The organism is Pseudonocardia sp. (assembly GCF_029263155.1).
Lineage (GTDB): Bacteria > Actinomycetota > Actinomycetes > Mycobacteriales > Pseudonocardiaceae > Pseudonocardia.
Genome location: NZ_JAJCYB010000076.1, coordinates 82,250 through 97,634, shown reverse-complemented (window position 1 = coordinate 97,634; position 15,385 = coordinate 82,250). Strand labels below are relative to the sequence as shown.

Here is a 15,385-nt window from a genome sequence, read left to right as displayed (position 1 = left end):
TCCACGAGCGCAGGGTCGACGGCGCCTCCGGTGTGCCCACCCCAGCACGGTGACCCTGCGGTGGCTGACCCGCAAGGGGCCGGACGCCGTCATCCACGCCGCCGCCGGTCAGCGGTGGTGCGCGGCCCGGTGCGCGGCGAGCGCGTCGATCCCGAGGTCGGCCCCCGGATCGCGCCACACGGAGTGCGCGTGGTTGGCGTCGCGCGCGGTGTCGTCCCACTCCAGCAGCAGCCGTGGCGCCTGCAGCCGGTAGTAGTGCGGCGCCCCGGGCTCGGTCGGCCCGGCCCAGGCGAAGTGGACGGCGTCCTCGTCGACGGGTGCGGCGAGCCCGGCGGGCACGCGCCCGACGTAGGCGGCGACCAGGCCGCGCAGGATCTCGCGCTGGGCCGCGTCGAGCGCGGTGGCGGGCAGACCCTTCGGCTCGTCGGTCAGGGCCAGCAACCGGTGGTCCGCGGCGTCCAGGCCGGAGGCCTCCTCCGCCGTCGCGCTCATGGCGGTGACCCGCTCGCGCAGCCGCTCCTCGGTGAAGTGCCCGCGCCAGATGTCGGGCAGCGCCATCATCTCGTCGCCGTGCGCGATGCGGCTGCGGTTGCCGCCGACGATGTCGCTCGGGGCGCGGTCGAGCAGCACGGCGCGGGCCGCGGCCTCGGGCGAGAGCGAGCGCACCAGCTCCCGCGCCAGGTCCTCCACCCGGCCCAGCGGGCGCAGCAGACCGCCTCCGACCAGTGGTGACGACGCGGGGTCGGCCCCCAGGAAGCACGGTGTGGTGGAGCGGACGACGCCGTCGACGACAAGCACGTTGAGCGAGACGTGGTGCCCGCCGAACCGCCAGCCCCACACCCCGACCGGGCCCGGCTCGCCGAAGACCCGCAGGTAGTACAGGCCCGGGTCGCGGCCCCGTTCGCGACCCCAGTCGACGGCGAAGTCCTCGACGTGGTCCAGCACGTTCTCCAGGCCCATGATCGCCGCGACGGTCACGTAGCCCGCGGTGGACGTCCCCGCGGCGACGACCTGCATGGCCCGACCCTGCTGGGCCGGGCGCTGGGCGCCGATCGCCAGGCCGCCGTGATCGGTGGGCGTGTAGTACCAGCGCAGCCGCTCCGCCTCGGACTCCGGCTCCGCGGCCGGGCCCGGCCAGTGGGCGAGCACCCGCTGGTCGGTGTCGAGCGTGTCCAACCAGGCGCGGGCCGCGACCGCCATGCGGTCCGCGACGGCCACGGGGACGGGGACGGGGGTGTCGGGTCGCGTCATGGCGGAGTCCCTCCCTGGGCGGCGGCGGCGAGCGCCTGCCGGATGGCGGCGCGGAGCAGGGCCGGCTCGTGCGCCGGGTCCATCGAGGCGATCAGGGCGAGCCCGGCCCGCGACAGGTGCCGGGCCAGCAGCGTGGCGGCCGCCCGCGCGTCGCGCTCGCGGCACAGCCGGGCGAGCTCGGCGTGTTCGCGGGCCCCGAGGGTCCAGCCGCTGCCGTCCCGGCCCACGTAGACCTTGCGGTAGCGGCCGGTGTGCTCGGCCCACAGCGTCACCGAGTGCAGCATCCGCCGCCCGGCGTGGGCGACCAGCCGCATGTGGAGGCGGTGGTGCAGGGCCTCCCACCGGTCGAAGCCCCGGTCCTGCGCCGCGGCGACCTCGTCGACGAGCCGGTCGAGCTCGTCGAGATCCGCGGGGCTGAAGCGGGACACGCTCAACCCCAGGGCCAGCGTCTCGTTGGACACCCGCAGCGCGTAGAGGTGCTCCGCCTCCTCCACGGACAGGTCCGTGACCCGGGCCCGCTGGTTGACCTCCACCTCGATCAGGCCCTCGCGCTGCAGCAGCCGGAAGGCCTCACGCACCGGGCCCCTGCTGACCAGGCACTCCTTCGCGATCCGGGCCTGGGACAGGCCGGTCCCCGGAGCGATGTCCCCGGACAGGATGCGCCCGCGCAGGTCGGCGTGGATGACGTCGGTGGCGTCGCGGCCGCCGGGGACGACCAGCGGGCGGGCGACCGGCTCCCCGGGTGCCGGCAGGGGCGCCACGGCGCGCGTCATCGCCCGGGCCCGTGCAGACCGAAGATCAACCGCGGGTCGCCCGGCCGGAACGTGCCGGTGAACTGGGAGCTGTCGCCGATCTCCCGGTTGCGCTCGAGCAGCCGGGAGCCCAGCGCGAGCTGCGCGGCCTCCCAGGCCGCGAGCGCCTGCGGCACATCCCCGCCCGCTGCCTCGAGCTCGGCGGCCAGGACCCAGCCGTCCTCGGCGGCCTTCGCCGTGCCGGCCGCGGCGTGCGGGCGGACGGCGAACGCGGCGTCGCCGAGCAGGCAGGCCCGGCCGAACACCATCCGCGGCACCCCGATGTCGAACACGGCCTGGACGAACGGCTGCCCGATGCGGGCGGCGACCTCGGCGATCGGGGGCGCGAGCAGCGCCGCCGCGGAGCTCCGGAACTCCCCGACCAGCTCGTCGCGCACCGACCCCGGCGGCAACGACACCGGCCGCGGCTGCCCGTCCCGGTCGGTGAGCAGGGCGGGCAGGTCGGGCTCCGCGACGTTGCGGTACCAGACCATGTTGATCAGCCGGTCCCCCACGCCGACCGCCCCGTCGGGTCCGGGGATCGGGTAGACCAGTACGTGGCTGCCGGGCAGCACCTGATAGGTCAGCGCGTCGTGCAGCACCTCGAACGCCGGACCGTCGAGCTCGCGCTCGGGCACCGTCCCCCGCCACGCGACGTAGCCGGCATAGCGCGCCCCGACCTCGGGCAGCAACGCCGCCCGCGCGACCGAGCCGATCCCGTCGGCGCAGACGAGCAGCTCGGCGCGTACCTCGTCGTCGTCGGCGAAGCGCACCCGCACATCGCCCGCTCCGTCGGTAGCGAAGGAGGTCATGTCGCGGCCCAGCAGGTACCGCTCGGCACCGAATGCGCCGAGCAGCGTGCCGTAGATCGTGTTCCACGAGGAGAACCGGTACCGGTGCCGCTGGGCGTGGCGGACCGAGCCGCCGCGGTCGAGGAACCGGATCCACTCCGTGCTGGAGGTGATCCGGCCGACCGGCACGCCGAGGCGCTCCACCGGGTAGCGCAGCGTCTCCGGCAGCACCGCGATACCGGCGCCACGGGCCTGCAGCGTCTCGCGCGAGCGCTCGTACACCGTGACGTCGCAGCCGATGTCGCGCAGCAGCAGCGCGGCGGTGAGCCCGCCCAGCGAGCCGCCGACGACCGCGACGCCGGGCATCGCCGTCGCCGCCGACCCGGTCGCCCGCACGCCGCTCAGGGACGGCCGAAGGTGGCGATCGAGTCGACCGCGAGCTCGAAGAGCACACGGCGCTCCTCACGGCCCGGGTCACGCAGGGCGTAGGCGCCGGGGTCGCCGGTGTACTTGGTCCAGATCCGGTCGAGCTGGGCCGTGACGCGCGGGCCCTCCTCCGGGTCGTCCTCGGACACCTCCCGGGTGACCGTGGCCTTGATGCTGATCCAGTGGTAGGCGTTGGCCGGGTTCATCAGCAGGAACGTGGCCTGCGGCGCCGTGCGCAGCCAGTCGACCTTCTTGCGGTGCGTGGCCAGGTTGAGCAGCACGGTGTCGCCCTCGTAGTCGAACCAGACGGGTGTGAGGTTCGACCGGCCGGTGCTCCCGGTGACCGACACGACCGCGGTGACCGGCTCGTCGATCAGCTGCTTGTAGATCGGGTCGAGGTCGCCGAGGCTCGAGACCGAGTCACGCTCACCGACCTCGAACTGGCCCGGCTGGGTCCCCTCGGAGACGTCCCGGAACTTGGCCACTGTGATCGCCATCGTTGGCTCCCTCTGATCGACATGCGACTACTGCTGACACTCCGATCGAAGCTAGGGTGAGGAGACCGGCGTGTCCAGGCTGTGAACAGAGCATTCTGGGCCACGACCGGGGCATCATCGATGCAAGTGTCGACACCTGGGGGAATGCGTGGATCCGACCACATCCCGAGGGCTGGCCCACGCGCTCGCCGAAGGACTGGCCACCGCCGGCGTCCGCCGGCTCTTCGGGGTCCCGGGCGGGGGGCCCAACCTCGACGTGATCGGGGCGGCGCAGGAGCGCGGGATCGACTTCGTCCTCACCCACGGCGAGACGGCCGCCTGCATCGCCGCGTCGACGTACGGCCGGTTGACCGGAACGCCCGGCGCCGCGGTCGTGACCCGCGGGCCCGGCCTGACCAGCGCGGCCAACGGCCTCGCCCACGCGACCCTCGACCGTGCCCCGCTGCTGCTGATCAGCGACACCGTCGCGGCGTCCACGGCGGACCGCACCGCTCACCAGCGGCTGGACCAGATCGCCGCGGCGACACCCCTGACGAAGTGGAGCGGCACGCTGGGCCACCACGAACCGGCGACCGCCTCCGCGGCGGCCGCCCGGCTGGCCCAGCAGTCCCCGCCCGGCGCCGTGCACCTGGCGTTCGACCCGACCGCGGACGGCGATCCGCCCCCCGTACCCGCAGGTCCGGCGACCGCCGATCCCCAGGGCCTGGCGAGCGCGCGCACGCTGGTGGCCTCGGCACGGCGCCCGGTGGCCGTCGTCGGGGTCGACGCGCTCGCCGACGGGGCCACCGTCCGGGCGGCGCTGGCCGGTCTCGACTGCCCGGTCATGGTCACCTACGCGGCGAAGGGCGTGGTTCCGGAGTCGTGGTCGACCTTCGCCGGGCTCTTCACCGGTGCCGCCGCCGAACGGCCGCTGCTCGCGGTCGCGGACCTGGTCGTCGGGATCGGGCTGGACGCCGTCGAGGCGATGCCCGGGCCGTGGTGCACCGACGCGGCGGTCGTCCTCGTGCACTCCCACCCGGTCGAGACCGCCTACTTCGGCGAGCCGTTGCTGCTCGCCGGGCCCTACGCCGCGCTGCTGCCCGCCCTGCTGGAGAACGCCGCGCCGGACTGGCCGCCCGGTGCGGGTCGGCGCGCCCACGACGCCGTCGTCGACCGGCTCGGCGAGCACGCCCCGGCCACGGACGGCACCCTCTCCCCGCTCGACGTGGTGCGGACAGCCCGGGCGGCGCTCGGCGACGTCCTGCTCACCGTCGACGCCGGTGCGCACATGCTCGTGACGATGCCGGCATGGGCCACGGACGGGCCCGACCCCGTGCTGATCTCCAACGGCCTGGCCACCATGGGCTTCGCCCTGCCCGCGGCGATCGGGGCCGCGCTGGCCCGTCCGGGACGCCGGGTCGCCTGCCTGACCGGGGACGGGGGGCTCGGCATGGCGATGGCCGAGATCGAGACGATCGCCCGGCTGGACCTGGACGTCACCGTCGTCGTGTTCAACGACGCGGCGCTCACCCTGATCGCGCTCAAGCAGGGCGACGCCCAGGGCGGCGGCCCGGCCGTCACGTACACGGCGACGGACTTCTCCGTGGCGGCCGCCGCGATGGGCGTGCCCGGCGTCGTCGCCAGGAGTGTCGACGAACTGCGCGAGGCACTGGCGCCGGCCCGTCGGGGACCGCTGCTCGTCGACGCCCGGATCGACCCCGGCTCGTATCGGCACGTGATCGACACGATCCGGGGCTGAGTCCGTGCTGGACCGGCCTCACCCGCCGGCGGCCACCATGGCCTGCCGCCGCACCGCCGGCGCCACCTCGGTGCCGAGGAGTTCGATGCCGTGCAGCAGGTTCTCATGCGCCAGCCGGACGTTGGTCATCTGCAGCGAGATCCGGTCGACCCCGCCCAGCGACTCGGACACCGTCAGCATCTTCGCGGTCACCGTGTCGGCGTCACCGATGAAGTAGGCGCCGGTGGGGCCGCAGGTGGCCTCGTAGGCCTGTCGGGTCGGCGCGGCTCCGCCGCGCTCCTTCGCGATCTTGGTGAAGATCTCCGACCAGCCCGGGTAGAAGTCGTCCGCGGCCTGCTGCGTGGTGTCCCCGACGAAGCCGAACACGTGCAGCCCCACCTTCAGCTGCTCGGCGGGGTGCCCGGCACGGTGCCCGGCCTCCCGGTAGGCGTCGACCAGCGGACGGAAGCGGTGCGGCTGTCCCCCGATGATCGCCACCATCAGCGGCAGCCCGAGCATCCCGGCGCGGACGAAGGACTCCGGGGTGCCCCCGACGCCCAACCAGATCGGCAACTGCTCCTGCAGCGGCCGCGGGTACACACCCTGCCCGGTCAGCGGCGCGCGGTGCCGGCCCGACCACGTCACGGTCGGGGACTCGCGGATGCGCAGCAGCAGGTCGAGCTTCTCGGCGAACAGCGAGTCGTAGTCGCGCAGCGACAGTCCGAACAGCGGGAACGCCTCGGTGAACGACCCGCGTCCCACCACCATGTCCATCCGGCCGCGGGAGACGAGGTCGAGTGTGGCGAAGTCCTGGAACACCCGCACCGGGTCGTCGGCGCTGAGCACGGTGACCGCACTGTTGAGCCGGATCCGCCTGGTGCGGGCCGCCGCGGCGGCCAGCAGCACCGTGGGCGCGGAGTCGTAGTACTCGCTCCGGTGGTGCTCACCGATGCCGAAGGAATCGAGTCCGACCTCGTCGGCGCGGGTCACCTCCTCCAACAGGTGCGCCACCCGGTCCTCCGGGCTGACCACCGCACCGGTGTCCGGGTCGGTCACGGCGGAGACGAAGCTGTCGATACCGATGTGCATGCCTCCACTGTCCCCGGTCCCGCCGCGGCGGGGCGGGTGATCTACGGAACTACGGCCGCGGCCGGGAGGTCGCGCAGGTACTCGCGACGGGCAGGTGCGCACATGAGGATGGCAGCCCGAGCGGCCGCGATGTGGTTGCCCGGACCGTAGGCGGCCCACTTCCCGTCGATCCGCTCGGGCCGGCGCGGCATCTCGCACGGACAGAGTCCTCGTGCTGTCGGGGCCCCAGGAGCCCGCCGACGGGCCGGGCGGCGGTCAGGAACCGGACCGCCGCCCCGCGCCGTCGGACGCGGGGGTGGCAGGTGAGGGAGTGGGAGGCGCGGGGGACATCGCCCAGCGGATGGCTCCGGTGACGGCGTGTCCGGCGAGCCGGACCCCGGTGGCGTCGAGCAGCGGCAGGTCCGGCAGTCCCAGCGGGCGGCGGGTCCAGCGCGGCATCATGCCGACAGCGGCCGAGGCGAGCAGCGCGTAGGGAGCGCGGGCCGCGAGCGGCAGCGGCGGGTGCAGGAGCAGGAACCGGGCCGTGGAGCGCGCCTCCGGCGTGCCCTGCAGCTCGGGACGGTACGCGTCGAGCTGGGCCGCCAGCTCCGCGACGGTCACCGGCGGCTCGGGCACGCCGACCTCGCGAGCCACCACTGCGGCGTCACCGACGTAGCCGTCGCAGGCGGCATCGTCGAGCGCTACCGCGCCGTAGCGACGGTGCGCCCGCAGGAAGCTGTCGATCTCCGCCAGGTGCACCCAGCGCAGCAGGTGCGGATCGGACGCCGAGTAGGACCGCCCGTCCGGGGCCCGACCCCGGACCCGCTCGTGCACCGCCCGGATGTGCGCGACGGTGTCGGCCGCGTCGGTGGCGGCCCCGAAGGTGGTCACGGCCAGGAAGTAGCTGGTGCGCTGCAGCCGTCCCCACGGGTCGCCGCGGTATCCCGAATGACCCGCGACCCCCGCCATCGCGAGCGGGTGCAGCGACTGCAGCAACAGCGCCCGCAGCCCGCCCACGAACATCGACGCGTCCCCGTGGACGGTCCGGATGGGCCGATCGGGGGCGAACCACCGCGGGCCGGGGGCGTCGTGGATGCGCGCACGTCGCGCCGCGCCCTCGGCGCCCGCCACCCGCGCGAACAGCATCGCGCCCAGACGGGAGCGGAGATCGTCGACCAGCACGGGTCCATCATGCGGGCAGCGCGGCCGGCCGGCGACCGCACCACCGCACGGCCCGGGCCTCGTGCTCGCACAGGGTCGACGCAGCGGGTCGACGCAGCGGGCGACGGGCCCTGGCCGGGCGACGGCGACCACCTCAGGTCCGATCAGCGTCGGGCGCCACCACGGTCAGGACGAGGTTGCCGACCTTCCGTCCGCTCTCGGCGTGGCGGTACGCCTCGACGATCTGCGCGAACGGGTACGTCCGGTCGATCACGGGACGGAACGCCCCGGTCGCCAGCAGCTCGCGGAACGACGCGATCATCTCCTGGTCGTGGCGCGGGATCGGGAACCTCACCGTCCGGCCTGGCAGCCATGGCGTGATCAGCGACAGCGCGACGTTCTGCCCGTACGGCCCGAGATCGGACGACACGTAGATCCCCCGAGCGCGCAGCAGGGGACGGCACTGCGCGAAGGTCGCCTTGCCCACGGCGTCGATCACCGCGTCGTAGGTCCGGCCGTGCCGTGTGAAGTCACCGGCGGTGTAGTCGATCACCCGGTCCGCGCCGAGCCCCTCCACCATGCCCACGTGGTCGGTCGCGCAGACGGCGGTCACCGTCGCACCCAGGTGCTTGGCCAGCTGCACGGCCGCGGAGCCGATCGCCCCGGTCGCGCCGTACACCAGGACGTCGCTGCCCGGCGCCACCTGCGCCGCGCGCAGCATCATCAGCGCGTAGTGGGCACCCTCGGTCGCCGGGGCAGCCTGCACGTGGCTCAGCTCGTCGGGGATCGTCGCGACCGAGCCGTCCTCGGCGACCGTCAGGTACTCGGCGTGCGCACCGAACGTGCCCTCGACATAGCCGAACAGCCGGTCCCCCACCTCGAAGCGGGCCACTCCCGGACCGACCTCCACCACCTCACCGGCGAACTCCGTGCCCAGGATCGTCGCCTTCGGGCGTCGCAGCCCGAAGAACACCCGAGCCCACGACGGGTGCGGCGCCCGGTAGCCGCAGTCGGTGCGGTTGACCGTCGTCGCGTGCACCCGGACGAGCAGCTCGCCGTCACCGGGTCGGGGAGTGGGGACCTCGGCGATCCGCACGATCTCGGGAGGCCCGTAGCTCGCACTCACCGCCGCCTCCATACGGTGAGACTAGCGAGCCCCGATGCCTCGGGACGTCGGCTACCGCGTCGACGTCGCCCACGCCGCGGAGATCCTGTGGTGGCGAAGGACGGGCACGCTGCGCCGCGACATCACCAGACGGCCGATGATGTCGATCGGCAAGGCCTTCACGCCGTGCACGGCGCCGAGCAGCGCACCCGCCAGCGGCCCGACGGCAGCCGGCACCCGCGCTCCTCGTGCCTCGCGGAGCGCCGCTCGGACAGCAGCGGGCGACCCGTCCGCGCACCGCGTCGCGACCACGACACCGCCGCGCAGCGCCGACCGCGCACTGTGACCACGGCCGAGATCGGCCAGTGGGACGGTGGGATCGAGGACCCCGTCGAGCAGCGGCGAGCGGCCGGCCCGCTCGGCCACCTCACGCATCGACGAGGCCGTCAACGCCGTGCGCACCAATGCCACGCCGAGGACGGCGGCGTCGATCGCCGTCCCGCTGCCGTGTGCCGCCGAGGCGAGTTCACGAACCTGTCGATCATCCAGCCACGGGACGGCCGCGGCAGGCAGGAGCCTGGTCAGCGCGTGATGTCGCCGGCGCGGGAGCGGGGGTAGAGCCCTGGCCCGCCTTCAGCGCCGCCACAATCGCGGGCGCGTTCCCGCGTCGCTGGGTCAGTGCGGGCACCTCGTGCAGCCACCCGTCGAGCTCGTGTCCGTACGGGCCGAGGTCGATCCCCTGGATCGTCGCCCAGCGCCGGTAGGCGTTCCACACGACGTTCGGGGTCGACGGACCGATTCCCTGGTGATCGACCCGGACCCAGGTACGGATCAGACCTTCGACGGTGAAGCACGCGAGCTGGGTCGTCACCGTCGAACGCACGGTGCCGGCGGTCCCCGAACCCGGCTCGGTCGCCAGCACATCACCGAGTACGAGCCCCAGCAGCAGGCCGCGGACCCGCGAGACCACCACGGCCCGCCGAGCCTGGTCGGCGGCGGCCGGGACGACCTCCATCGTCCACACCTCGTGCGCGTCGTCCCAGCCCACCGGTCTCCTCCGTTCTGCCGCGGCGCAGGTGGGACATCGCCCGCGCCGGCTCACCGCTCTCGGCGTAGGCGTGCCCCGCGTGGTGGGCGTAGTCGACGACGAACCGGTGCGACGGGGGCGGTGCGGATCTCCCGCAGGAAGCGGGCCCGGTCACGCTGTTGTGCGTCCAGCAGTTCCAGCGCCTCGGGACCTTCACCGGTGACGTCGCCGATGGGCTGGCGGAGCATCTTGATCGCGACCGGACGGTCGAGTCGCTCGTCGTAGCCGTGGTGGACCTCGCTCATCCCGCCGCGGCCGAGCAGCGCGTCGATCCGGTAGCGCCCGCTCAGCAGGCGTTCTCCTTCCGTCACCCGCTGCGCCTCCGAACCACTCCCGTGACAGGGATATTAGGAAGACTTATGCTCGGTGGCGTGTGGGAGGTCCTGCTCCACCCCGAGGTCGAGAGCTGGTTCCTCGGCCTCTGCCGCGACGATCCGGCCACCGCAGCTCGCATCGCGGAGGCGATCGATCTGCTCGCCGAACGCGGGCCAGGTCTCGGTCGCCCGCTGGTCGACCGGGTCGAGGGCAGCACGGACCACAACATGAAGGAGCTCAGGCCGGGGTCGTCGGGCTCCACGGAGATCCGGCTGCTGTTCGCCTTCGATCCTCGACGGGAAGCGATGTTCCTGGTCGGCGGGGACAAGGCGGGGTCGTGGAGCACGTGGTACCGCGAGGCCGTGCCGCTCGCTGACGAGCGGTACATGCTCCATCTGAAGATGCTGGGAGGAGAACGATGAGCGAGATGTCGTCGTGGCGAGATGTCAAGGCCAAGGCACGGCAGATCGATCCCGACTGGGACTCACCCGCTCGGGTGGCGACGCGAGGCCGCATCCGCGAGGAGCTGCTGGCGCGGGTCAACGGCGAACGCCTCGCCGAGATCAGGCGGAGCGTGGACATGACGCAGGCTCAGCTGGCCGAGGCAACGGGGCTGACGCAGGCTCGGATCAGTCAGATCGAGAACGGCGACGGCGTCAGCCTCGACACCCTCCGCACCTACATCACCGGGCTCGGCGGCCAGGTTGACGTGGTGGCCCGGGTGGGCACGATGCGGCTCGATATCGCCTGAACGCGGGTGGACGGGGCCGACCTCGCGGCGGATGCTCCTGGAGCCCTCCTGGCGAATGACAAACTCTGAGTTGATGGTTGCCTGCGCTGCACTGAAGGGCGACCTCGCCAGCTCGGTCACCTGCTCGTCTCCCGGTCCATCTCCGCGCGCAGCGTCGCGAGTGCCTCGTCCCGCACCGGCTCGGTGATGATCCGGCCGTCAGCTCGGCCACCGCCCTGCGGAGCTGCCATACGAACTCGTGCCCTTGATCAGCCGCCCAGGCGAGCGCCTGCTCCGCTTCGCCCAGCTATCCCGGGATGTGGCCCGCTGCGGGTCCGGCGGACGAAGTCCGACTCCGGGGCACCGCACGATCCCGCTGCTGCTATTCGCGATGCGAACGCTCGACCGGGCAGAGTGATCTTCGCAGGTCCCTGACCAGGGATGTTGCTCCTCCGGCTGGATTCGAACCAGCAACCACTCGATTAACAGTCGAGTGCTCTGCCGTTGAGCTACGGAGGACCGCCGCAGTCGGGGCTCTGCGCCGCCGACCCCGGAAACCTTATCGCACCGCCTCCGCCGGGTTCACCTGCCCCCACGGCCCGACGCTGCGGCAGGATGCGACGGGCGGGCGGTACTGCGAGCGCGGGGAGGCGTCATGCTGGGGTTCCTGGTGGGGGCGGCGGTGGGCTACGTGCTGGGGGCGCGGGCCGGGCACGGGCGGTACGAGCAGCTGGTCCGCACCTGCCAGCGGGTGTCCGACCACCCGGCGGTCCAGGGGGCCGCGGGGGTCGTGCGGGCACGGGTCGAGCAGAGGCTGACGGGGCGGCACGCCGGGTCGCAGCGCTGAACCCCGGGCGGTTCCTGCGCTACGTGGCTCTCGACGAGGGTGCGGCCGTGGACGGGTACCCGTTCGACCTGCCCGTCGTCGACGGGTTGCGCCGAGCCTGGTTGACGCTCGGGCCGGGGGTGACGTTCCTGGTCGGGGAGAACGGGTCGGGGAAGTCGACGCTGGTCGAGGGCATCGCGGTGGCGGCCGGGTTCAACGCCGAGGGCGGGTCGCGGTCGTTCACGTTCGCGACGCGGCGCAGCGAGTCGGCACTGGGGCGGGCGCTGCGGATCGGGCGGGCGCCCGGGCGGGAGCGGTCGTCGTTCTTCCTGCGGGCGGAGTCATACTACAACGTGGCCACCGAGATCGAGCGGCTCGACCGCGCCGGCGGACCACCGCTGCTGCCGGCCTACGGCGGCGTCTCGCCGCACGAGCGCTCCCACGGGGAGTCCTTCCTCGACCTGCTCACCCACCGCTTCCGCGGAGGCGGGCTCTACCTGCTCGACGAGCCGGAGGCGGCGCTGTCGACCCGCGGCTGCCTGGCCGCGCTCACCCGCGTCCACGAGCTGGCCCGGCAGGGGTCGCAGTTCGTGATCGCCACGCACTCGCCGATCCTGCTCGCGGTGCCGGGCGCCCGGATCCTGCAGATCGACGGCGACGGCGCGCTCGTCCCCGTCGCCTACGACGACGCGCTCCCCGTCCACACGACCCGCCGGTTCCTCGCCGATCCCGGCCGCGCGGTCCGGGACGTGCTCGACGGATGACGGGCCGGATCATCGAGGGTGTGTCCCTCTACGGTGATCCGTGTCCCGCCACCGGGCATCATGACGCGGTGCCCGCTCGCCCGGCAACGCCAGCTGGCGTCATGACCCACCGCACCGACGCCCGCATGGCCGACGGGCGGGCCCTGCACTACTTCGACGAGTCCGGGCCCGGCCGGGTGCCGCCGCCGGACCCGCGCGAGCTGCCCCCGGTCGAGCACGCATCGGTGATGCGCCTGGACGTGCTCACCGGGGAGTGGGTGGCGATCGCCGCGCACCGCATGTCGCGCACGCACCTGCCGCCGGCCGACGAGTGCCCGCTGTGCCCGGCCGGGCGCGGCAGCGCGCCGTCGGAGATCCCCGCCGAGGACTACGACGTCGTGGTGTTCGACAACCGGTTCCCGTCGTTCGCGCCCACTGTGCTCGACGTGGCATCCGAGGTCGACGGCGACCCGTTGTGGCCACAGCGCCCGGCCACCGGCCGCTGCGAGGTCGTGTGCTTCACCTCCGACCACGACGCCGCGTTCTCGTCGCTGCCGGTGGGCCGGGTGCGCACGGTGATCGACGCGTGGGCCGACCGGACCGCCGCGCTGTCGGCGCTGCCCGGGGTCGAGCAGGTCTTCCCGTTCGAGAACCGTGGCACCGAGATCGGCGTGACGCTGCAGCACCCGCACGGGCAGATCTACGCCTACCCGTTCGTCACCCCGCGTACGACGCAGCTGCTCGACCGCGCCGCCGACCACCGCCGCCGCACCGGCCGCGACCTGTTCGCCGACGTCCTCGACGCCGAGCGCCGGGCCGCGTCCCGGGTCGTGATCGACGCCGCGCGCTGGACGGCCTACGTGCCCGCGGCGGCCCGCTGGCCGGTCGAGGCGCACCTCGTGCCGCACCGCGCGGTGCCCGACTTCACCGGGCTCACCGGCGAGGAGCGCGACGAGCTCGCCGTGGTGTACCGGGACCTGCTGGGGCGGATGGAGAGCTTCCACGGCCCGGGTGGGGAGGACCCGCCCTATGTCGCAGGGTGGCACCAGGCGCCGGTGCGCACCGGGCGCGACCTCACCCGCCTGCACCTGCAGCTGTTCTCGCTGCGCCGCGCACCGGGGAGGCTCAAGTACCTCGCGGGCTCGGAGTCCGCGATGGGGGCCTGGGTCAACGACGCGGCCCCGGAGCGGATCGCGGCGCGGCTGCGGGAGGTCGGGCCATGACGACCGGTGCAGCGAGGTGGGCGGCGCCGGGGCGGGTCAACCTCATCGGTGAGCACGTCGACTACGCCGGGGGGCTGTGCCTGCCGTTCGCGCTGGCACAGCGGACGGTGGTGGAGGCGTCGCTGCTGGACGAACCCCGGGTGCGGGCACGGAGCAGGGCCGAACCGGGCACCGTCGACATCGCGCTCGACGACGTCGGCCCCGGCTCACCACCCGGATGGGCCGGGTACGCGGCCGGCGTCCTGTGGGCGCTGCGCGTGGCCGGGCACCCGGTCCGCGGCATGGAGCTGCTGGTCACCGACACCGTGCCGCTCGGGGCCGGGCTGTCGTCGTCGGCCGCGCTGGAGTGCGCGGTGGCGCTGGCCGCCGACGAGCTGTCCGGCCTCGGGCTCTCCCGGACCGAGCTGGCGGCGGCCTGCGTGCGCGCGGAGAACGAGGTGGTCGGGGCCAGGACCGGCGGCATGGACCAGGCGGTCGCCATGCTCGCCACCGCGGACCACGCGCTCCTGCTCGACACCCGCGACGGCGCGACCCGCCAGGTCCCCCTCTCCCCCACCGGCGACGGCCTCGCCGTGCTCGTGATCGACACCCGGGTGCGCCACCGCCTCGCCGACGGGCAGTACGGCGCGCGACGGGCGGCGGTCGAGAAGGCGGCGACGGCACTCGGTCTGGCCAGCCTGCGCGAGGCGACGGTCTCCGACCTCGACGGGCTCGACGACGGGCTCCGGCGGCGCGCCCGCCACGTCGTCACCGAGATCGCGCGGGTGCGCCAGGTGGTCGCGGCCCTGGACGCGGGCGAGCTCGCCTCGATCGGGCCGCTGCTCGACGCCTCGCACGAGTCGTTGCGGCGCGACTACGAGGTGTCGTGCCGGGAACTGGACCTGGCGTGCGAGATGGCACGCCTGTCGGGCGCGTTCGGGGCGCGGATGACCGGCGGCGGCTTCGGCGGTTCGGCCATCGCGCTGGTGCCGCGCAGCCGCGTCGACGACGTGACCCGCGCGGTGGGCAACGCGTTCGCCGCCAGCGGCTACCGAGCCCCGGCGATCCGGCAGGCGAGACCGTCGGCGGGCGCCTCCCGGGTGGGATGACCGTGCCGGCGCGACGCCTCTGCGCCGGCGCCCGCCACGCGTGCAGCAGGTCGCTCCCCACGGGGGCGCGTGATCGAGCACGGCCGCGACCCGTGGGTGGACCCTGCTGCGGGCCGCCGACCGGATCGCGCTGCCCGGCCGGGGGCGCCGGACGGAGGGGCCTCGGACAACGCGGCTCACTGACCGTAGGAGTACCGCAGGTTCGCGTTGATCAGGACGTTGATCCGCCTGCGGTAGTGGCCCAACAGGGAGGCGTCGGGCAGCTCGTCGACCAGCAGCGTCCACCGCAGGTCGGTGCCGCCGCCCCCGGCGTCCAGGTCGAACACGATCAACGCCTCGGGCCGGCGCGGCCACAGCGACGACCACACGACCCGCTGCGCCGTACGTTCCAGGACCACCGGGCGCTCCTCGCCGTCGAGCAGGAACAGCCACGGGCGGGCCGGGTCGCGGTCGGGCTCGCCCAGCGACTCCCCGACGACGTGCGGCGGCGCGGGCAGGTTCCGGCGCCGGGTCCCGGCCTCGATCACGGCCGAACGGTAGGTGGACGCACCCACCCGTGCACGCCG

Annotated in this window: 18 protein-coding genes and 1 tRNA gene; 7 read left to right on the top strand and 12 right to left on the bottom strand. The window is 74.1% G+C overall.

Annotation, left to right across the window (positions count from 1 at the left end; translation table 11 throughout):
• Nucleotides 1-108: 108 nt before the first annotated feature.
• Genes Q1K26_RS16535 through Q1K26_RS16520 form a run of 4 tightly spaced genes read right to left on the bottom strand, consistent with a single transcriptional unit; the run spans nucleotide 109 to nucleotide 3,756 of the window.
• The gene (locus Q1K26_RS16535) at nucleotides 109-1,251 is read right to left on the bottom strand and encodes a DUF3500 domain-containing protein (RefSeq protein ID WP_300013189.1); all 1,143 of its coding nucleotides are present in this window, start codon (nucleotides 1,249-1,251) and stop codon (nucleotides 109-111) included.
• Nucleotides 1,248-2,024, bottom strand: coding sequence for a GntR family transcriptional regulator (locus tag Q1K26_RS16530; RefSeq protein WP_300013186.1), 777 nt, complete (start codon nucleotides 2,022-2,024; stop codon nucleotides 1,248-1,250). The genes Q1K26_RS16535 and Q1K26_RS16530 overlap by 4 nt, the downstream gene beginning before the upstream one ends.
• Nucleotides 2,021-3,229: an NAD(P)-binding protein gene (locus Q1K26_RS16525; protein ID WP_300013183.1), complete on the bottom strand. Its 1,209-nt coding sequence runs from the start codon at nucleotides 3,227-3,229 to the stop codon at nucleotides 2,021-2,023. Before Q1K26_RS16525 ends, Q1K26_RS16530 begins: the two co-directional genes overlap by 4 nt.
• 5 nt (nucleotides 3,230-3,234) lie before the next feature.
• The gene (locus Q1K26_RS16520) at nucleotides 3,235-3,756 is read right to left on the bottom strand and encodes a pyridoxamine 5'-phosphate oxidase family protein (protein WP_300013180.1); all 522 of its coding nucleotides are present in this window, start codon (nucleotides 3,754-3,756) and stop codon (nucleotides 3,235-3,237) included.
• Between the two features lie 148 nt (nucleotides 3,757-3,904).
• On the opposite strand from Q1K26_RS16520, the gene Q1K26_RS16515 reads away from it, so the two are divergent.
• The gene (locus Q1K26_RS16515; RefSeq protein ID WP_300013177.1) at nucleotides 3,905-5,494 is read left to right on the top strand and encodes a thiamine pyrophosphate-binding protein; all 1,590 of its coding nucleotides are present in this window, start codon (nucleotides 3,905-3,907) and stop codon (nucleotides 5,492-5,494) included.
• Between the two features lie 18 nt (nucleotides 5,495-5,512).
• On the opposite strand, the gene Q1K26_RS16510 is transcribed toward Q1K26_RS16515, so the two are convergent.
• The 6 genes from Q1K26_RS16510 to Q1K26_RS16485 all read right to left on the bottom strand — a co-directional run bounded on the left by Q1K26_RS16510 (nucleotide 5,513) and on the right by Q1K26_RS16485 (nucleotide 10,205).
• Nucleotides 5,513-6,562 (bottom strand): Atu2307/SP_0267 family LLM class monooxygenase, encoded by a 1,050-nt coding sequence (locus Q1K26_RS16510; protein WP_300013174.1) that lies wholly within the window; start codon nucleotides 6,560-6,562, stop codon nucleotides 5,513-5,515.
• Between the two features lie 255 nt (nucleotides 6,563-6,817).
• A complete protein-coding gene (locus Q1K26_RS16505) occupies nucleotides 6,818-7,723 on the bottom strand; it encodes an oxygenase MpaB family protein (protein WP_300013171.1) in 906 nt (301 codons plus the stop codon).
• A gap of 133 nt (nucleotides 7,724-7,856) precedes the next feature.
• Nucleotides 7,857-8,828, bottom strand: a complete 972-nt coding sequence (locus tag Q1K26_RS16500; RefSeq protein WP_300013168.1) for an NAD(P)-dependent alcohol dehydrogenase — start codon at nucleotides 8,826-8,828, stop codon at nucleotides 7,857-7,859.
• Nucleotides 8,829-8,879: 51 nt separating this feature from the next.
• Nucleotides 8,880-9,278, bottom strand: coding sequence for a hypothetical protein (locus tag Q1K26_RS16495; RefSeq protein ID WP_300013165.1), 399 nt, complete (start codon nucleotides 9,276-9,278; stop codon nucleotides 8,880-8,882).
• Between the two features lie 70 nt (nucleotides 9,279-9,348).
• A complete protein-coding gene (locus Q1K26_RS16490; RefSeq protein ID WP_300013162.1) occupies nucleotides 9,349-9,855 on the bottom strand; it encodes a hypothetical protein in 507 nt (168 codons plus the stop codon).
• 50 nt (nucleotides 9,856-9,905) lie between these two features.
• Entirely contained in the window at nucleotides 9,906-10,205 is a 300-nt protein-coding gene (locus Q1K26_RS16485; RefSeq protein ID WP_300013283.1) for a hypothetical protein, read from the bottom strand.
• 60 nt (nucleotides 10,206-10,265) lie between these two features.
• Between Q1K26_RS16485 and Q1K26_RS16480 the strand changes: the two genes are divergently transcribed.
• Together Q1K26_RS16480 and Q1K26_RS16475 are read left to right on the top strand one after the other, a co-directional pair.
• Nucleotides 10,266-10,631 carry a type II toxin-antitoxin system RelE/ParE family toxin gene (locus Q1K26_RS16480; protein ID WP_363320484.1) on the top strand — a complete coding sequence of 122 codons (366 nt, stop codon included), beginning with the start codon at nucleotides 10,266-10,268 and terminating at the stop codon, nucleotides 10,629-10,631.
• Nucleotides 10,628-10,960, top strand: coding sequence for a helix-turn-helix domain-containing protein (locus tag Q1K26_RS16475; RefSeq protein WP_300013156.1), 333 nt, complete (start codon nucleotides 10,628-10,630; stop codon nucleotides 10,958-10,960). The genes Q1K26_RS16480 and Q1K26_RS16475 overlap by 4 nt, the downstream gene beginning before the upstream one ends.
• A 426-nt stretch (nucleotides 10,961-11,386) precedes the next feature.
• Here the strand turns inward: Q1K26_RS16475 and Q1K26_RS16470 are convergent.
• Nucleotides 11,387-11,458, bottom strand: a tRNA-Asn gene (locus Q1K26_RS16470).
• A gap of 136 nt (nucleotides 11,459-11,594) precedes the next feature.
• Between Q1K26_RS16470 and Q1K26_RS16465 the strand changes: the two genes are divergently transcribed.
• From Q1K26_RS16465 to galK, 4 genes are all read left to right on the top strand, one after another.
• Complete coding sequence (locus Q1K26_RS16465) at nucleotides 11,595-11,786, top strand: hypothetical protein (protein ID WP_300013153.1); 192 nt, start codon at nucleotides 11,595-11,597, stop codon at nucleotides 11,784-11,786.
• A gap of 47 nt (nucleotides 11,787-11,833) precedes the next feature.
• A complete protein-coding gene (locus Q1K26_RS16460; RefSeq protein WP_300013150.1) occupies nucleotides 11,834-12,529 on the top strand; it encodes an AAA family ATPase in 696 nt (231 codons plus the stop codon).
• Between the two features lie 101 nt (nucleotides 12,530-12,630).
• Nucleotides 12,631-13,731, top strand: a complete 1,101-nt coding sequence (gene galT / locus Q1K26_RS16455) for a galactose-1-phosphate uridylyltransferase (protein WP_300013147.1) — start codon at nucleotides 12,631-12,633, stop codon at nucleotides 13,729-13,731.
• On the top strand, nucleotides 13,728-14,819 hold the full coding sequence (galK, locus tag Q1K26_RS16450) for a galactokinase (RefSeq protein WP_300013145.1): 1,092 nt from the start codon (nucleotides 13,728-13,730) through the stop codon (nucleotides 14,817-14,819). Before galT ends, galK begins: the two co-directional genes overlap by 4 nt.
• Before the next feature lie 176 nt (nucleotides 14,820-14,995).
• Here the strand turns inward: galK and Q1K26_RS16445 are convergent, their stop codons facing one another.
• Nucleotides 14,996-15,346 (bottom strand): hypothetical protein, encoded by a 351-nt coding sequence (locus tag Q1K26_RS16445; RefSeq protein WP_300013142.1) that lies wholly within the window; start codon nucleotides 15,344-15,346, stop codon nucleotides 14,996-14,998.
• Nucleotides 15,347-15,385: the final 39 nt, after the last annotated feature.

What these genes read in the sequence shown, in the direction of transcription:
- Q1K26_RS16535 (WP_300013189.1), bottom strand. Translation starts at nt 1,251, where the DNA reads ATGACGCGACCCGACACCCCCGTCCCCGTCCCCGTGGCCGTCGCGGAC.
- Q1K26_RS16530 (WP_300013186.1), bottom strand. Translation starts at nt 2,024, where the DNA reads ATGACGCGCGCCGTGGCGCCCCTGCCGGCACCCGGGGAGCCGGTCGCC.
- Q1K26_RS16520 (WP_300013180.1), bottom strand. Translation starts at nt 3,756, where the DNA reads ATGGCGATCACAGTGGCCAAGTTCCGGGACGTCTCCGAGGGGACCCAG.
- Q1K26_RS16510 (WP_300013174.1), bottom strand. Translation starts at nt 6,562, where the DNA reads ATGCACATCGGTATCGACAGCTTCGTCTCCGCCGTGACCGACCCGGAC.
- Q1K26_RS16475 (WP_300013156.1), top strand. Translation starts at nt 10,628, where the DNA reads ATGAGCGAGATGTCGTCGTGGCGAGATGTCAAGGCCAAGGCACGGCAG.
- Q1K26_RS16465 (WP_300013153.1), top strand. Translation starts at nt 11,595, where the DNA reads ATGCTGGGGTTCCTGGTGGGGGCGGCGGTGGGCTACGTGCTGGGGGCG.
- galT (WP_300013147.1), top strand. Translation starts at nt 12,631, where the DNA reads ATGACCCACCGCACCGACGCCCGCATGGCCGACGGGCGGGCCCTGCAC.
- galK (WP_300013145.1), top strand. Translation starts at nt 13,728, where the DNA reads ATGACGACCGGTGCAGCGAGGTGGGCGGCGCCGGGGCGGGTCAACCTC.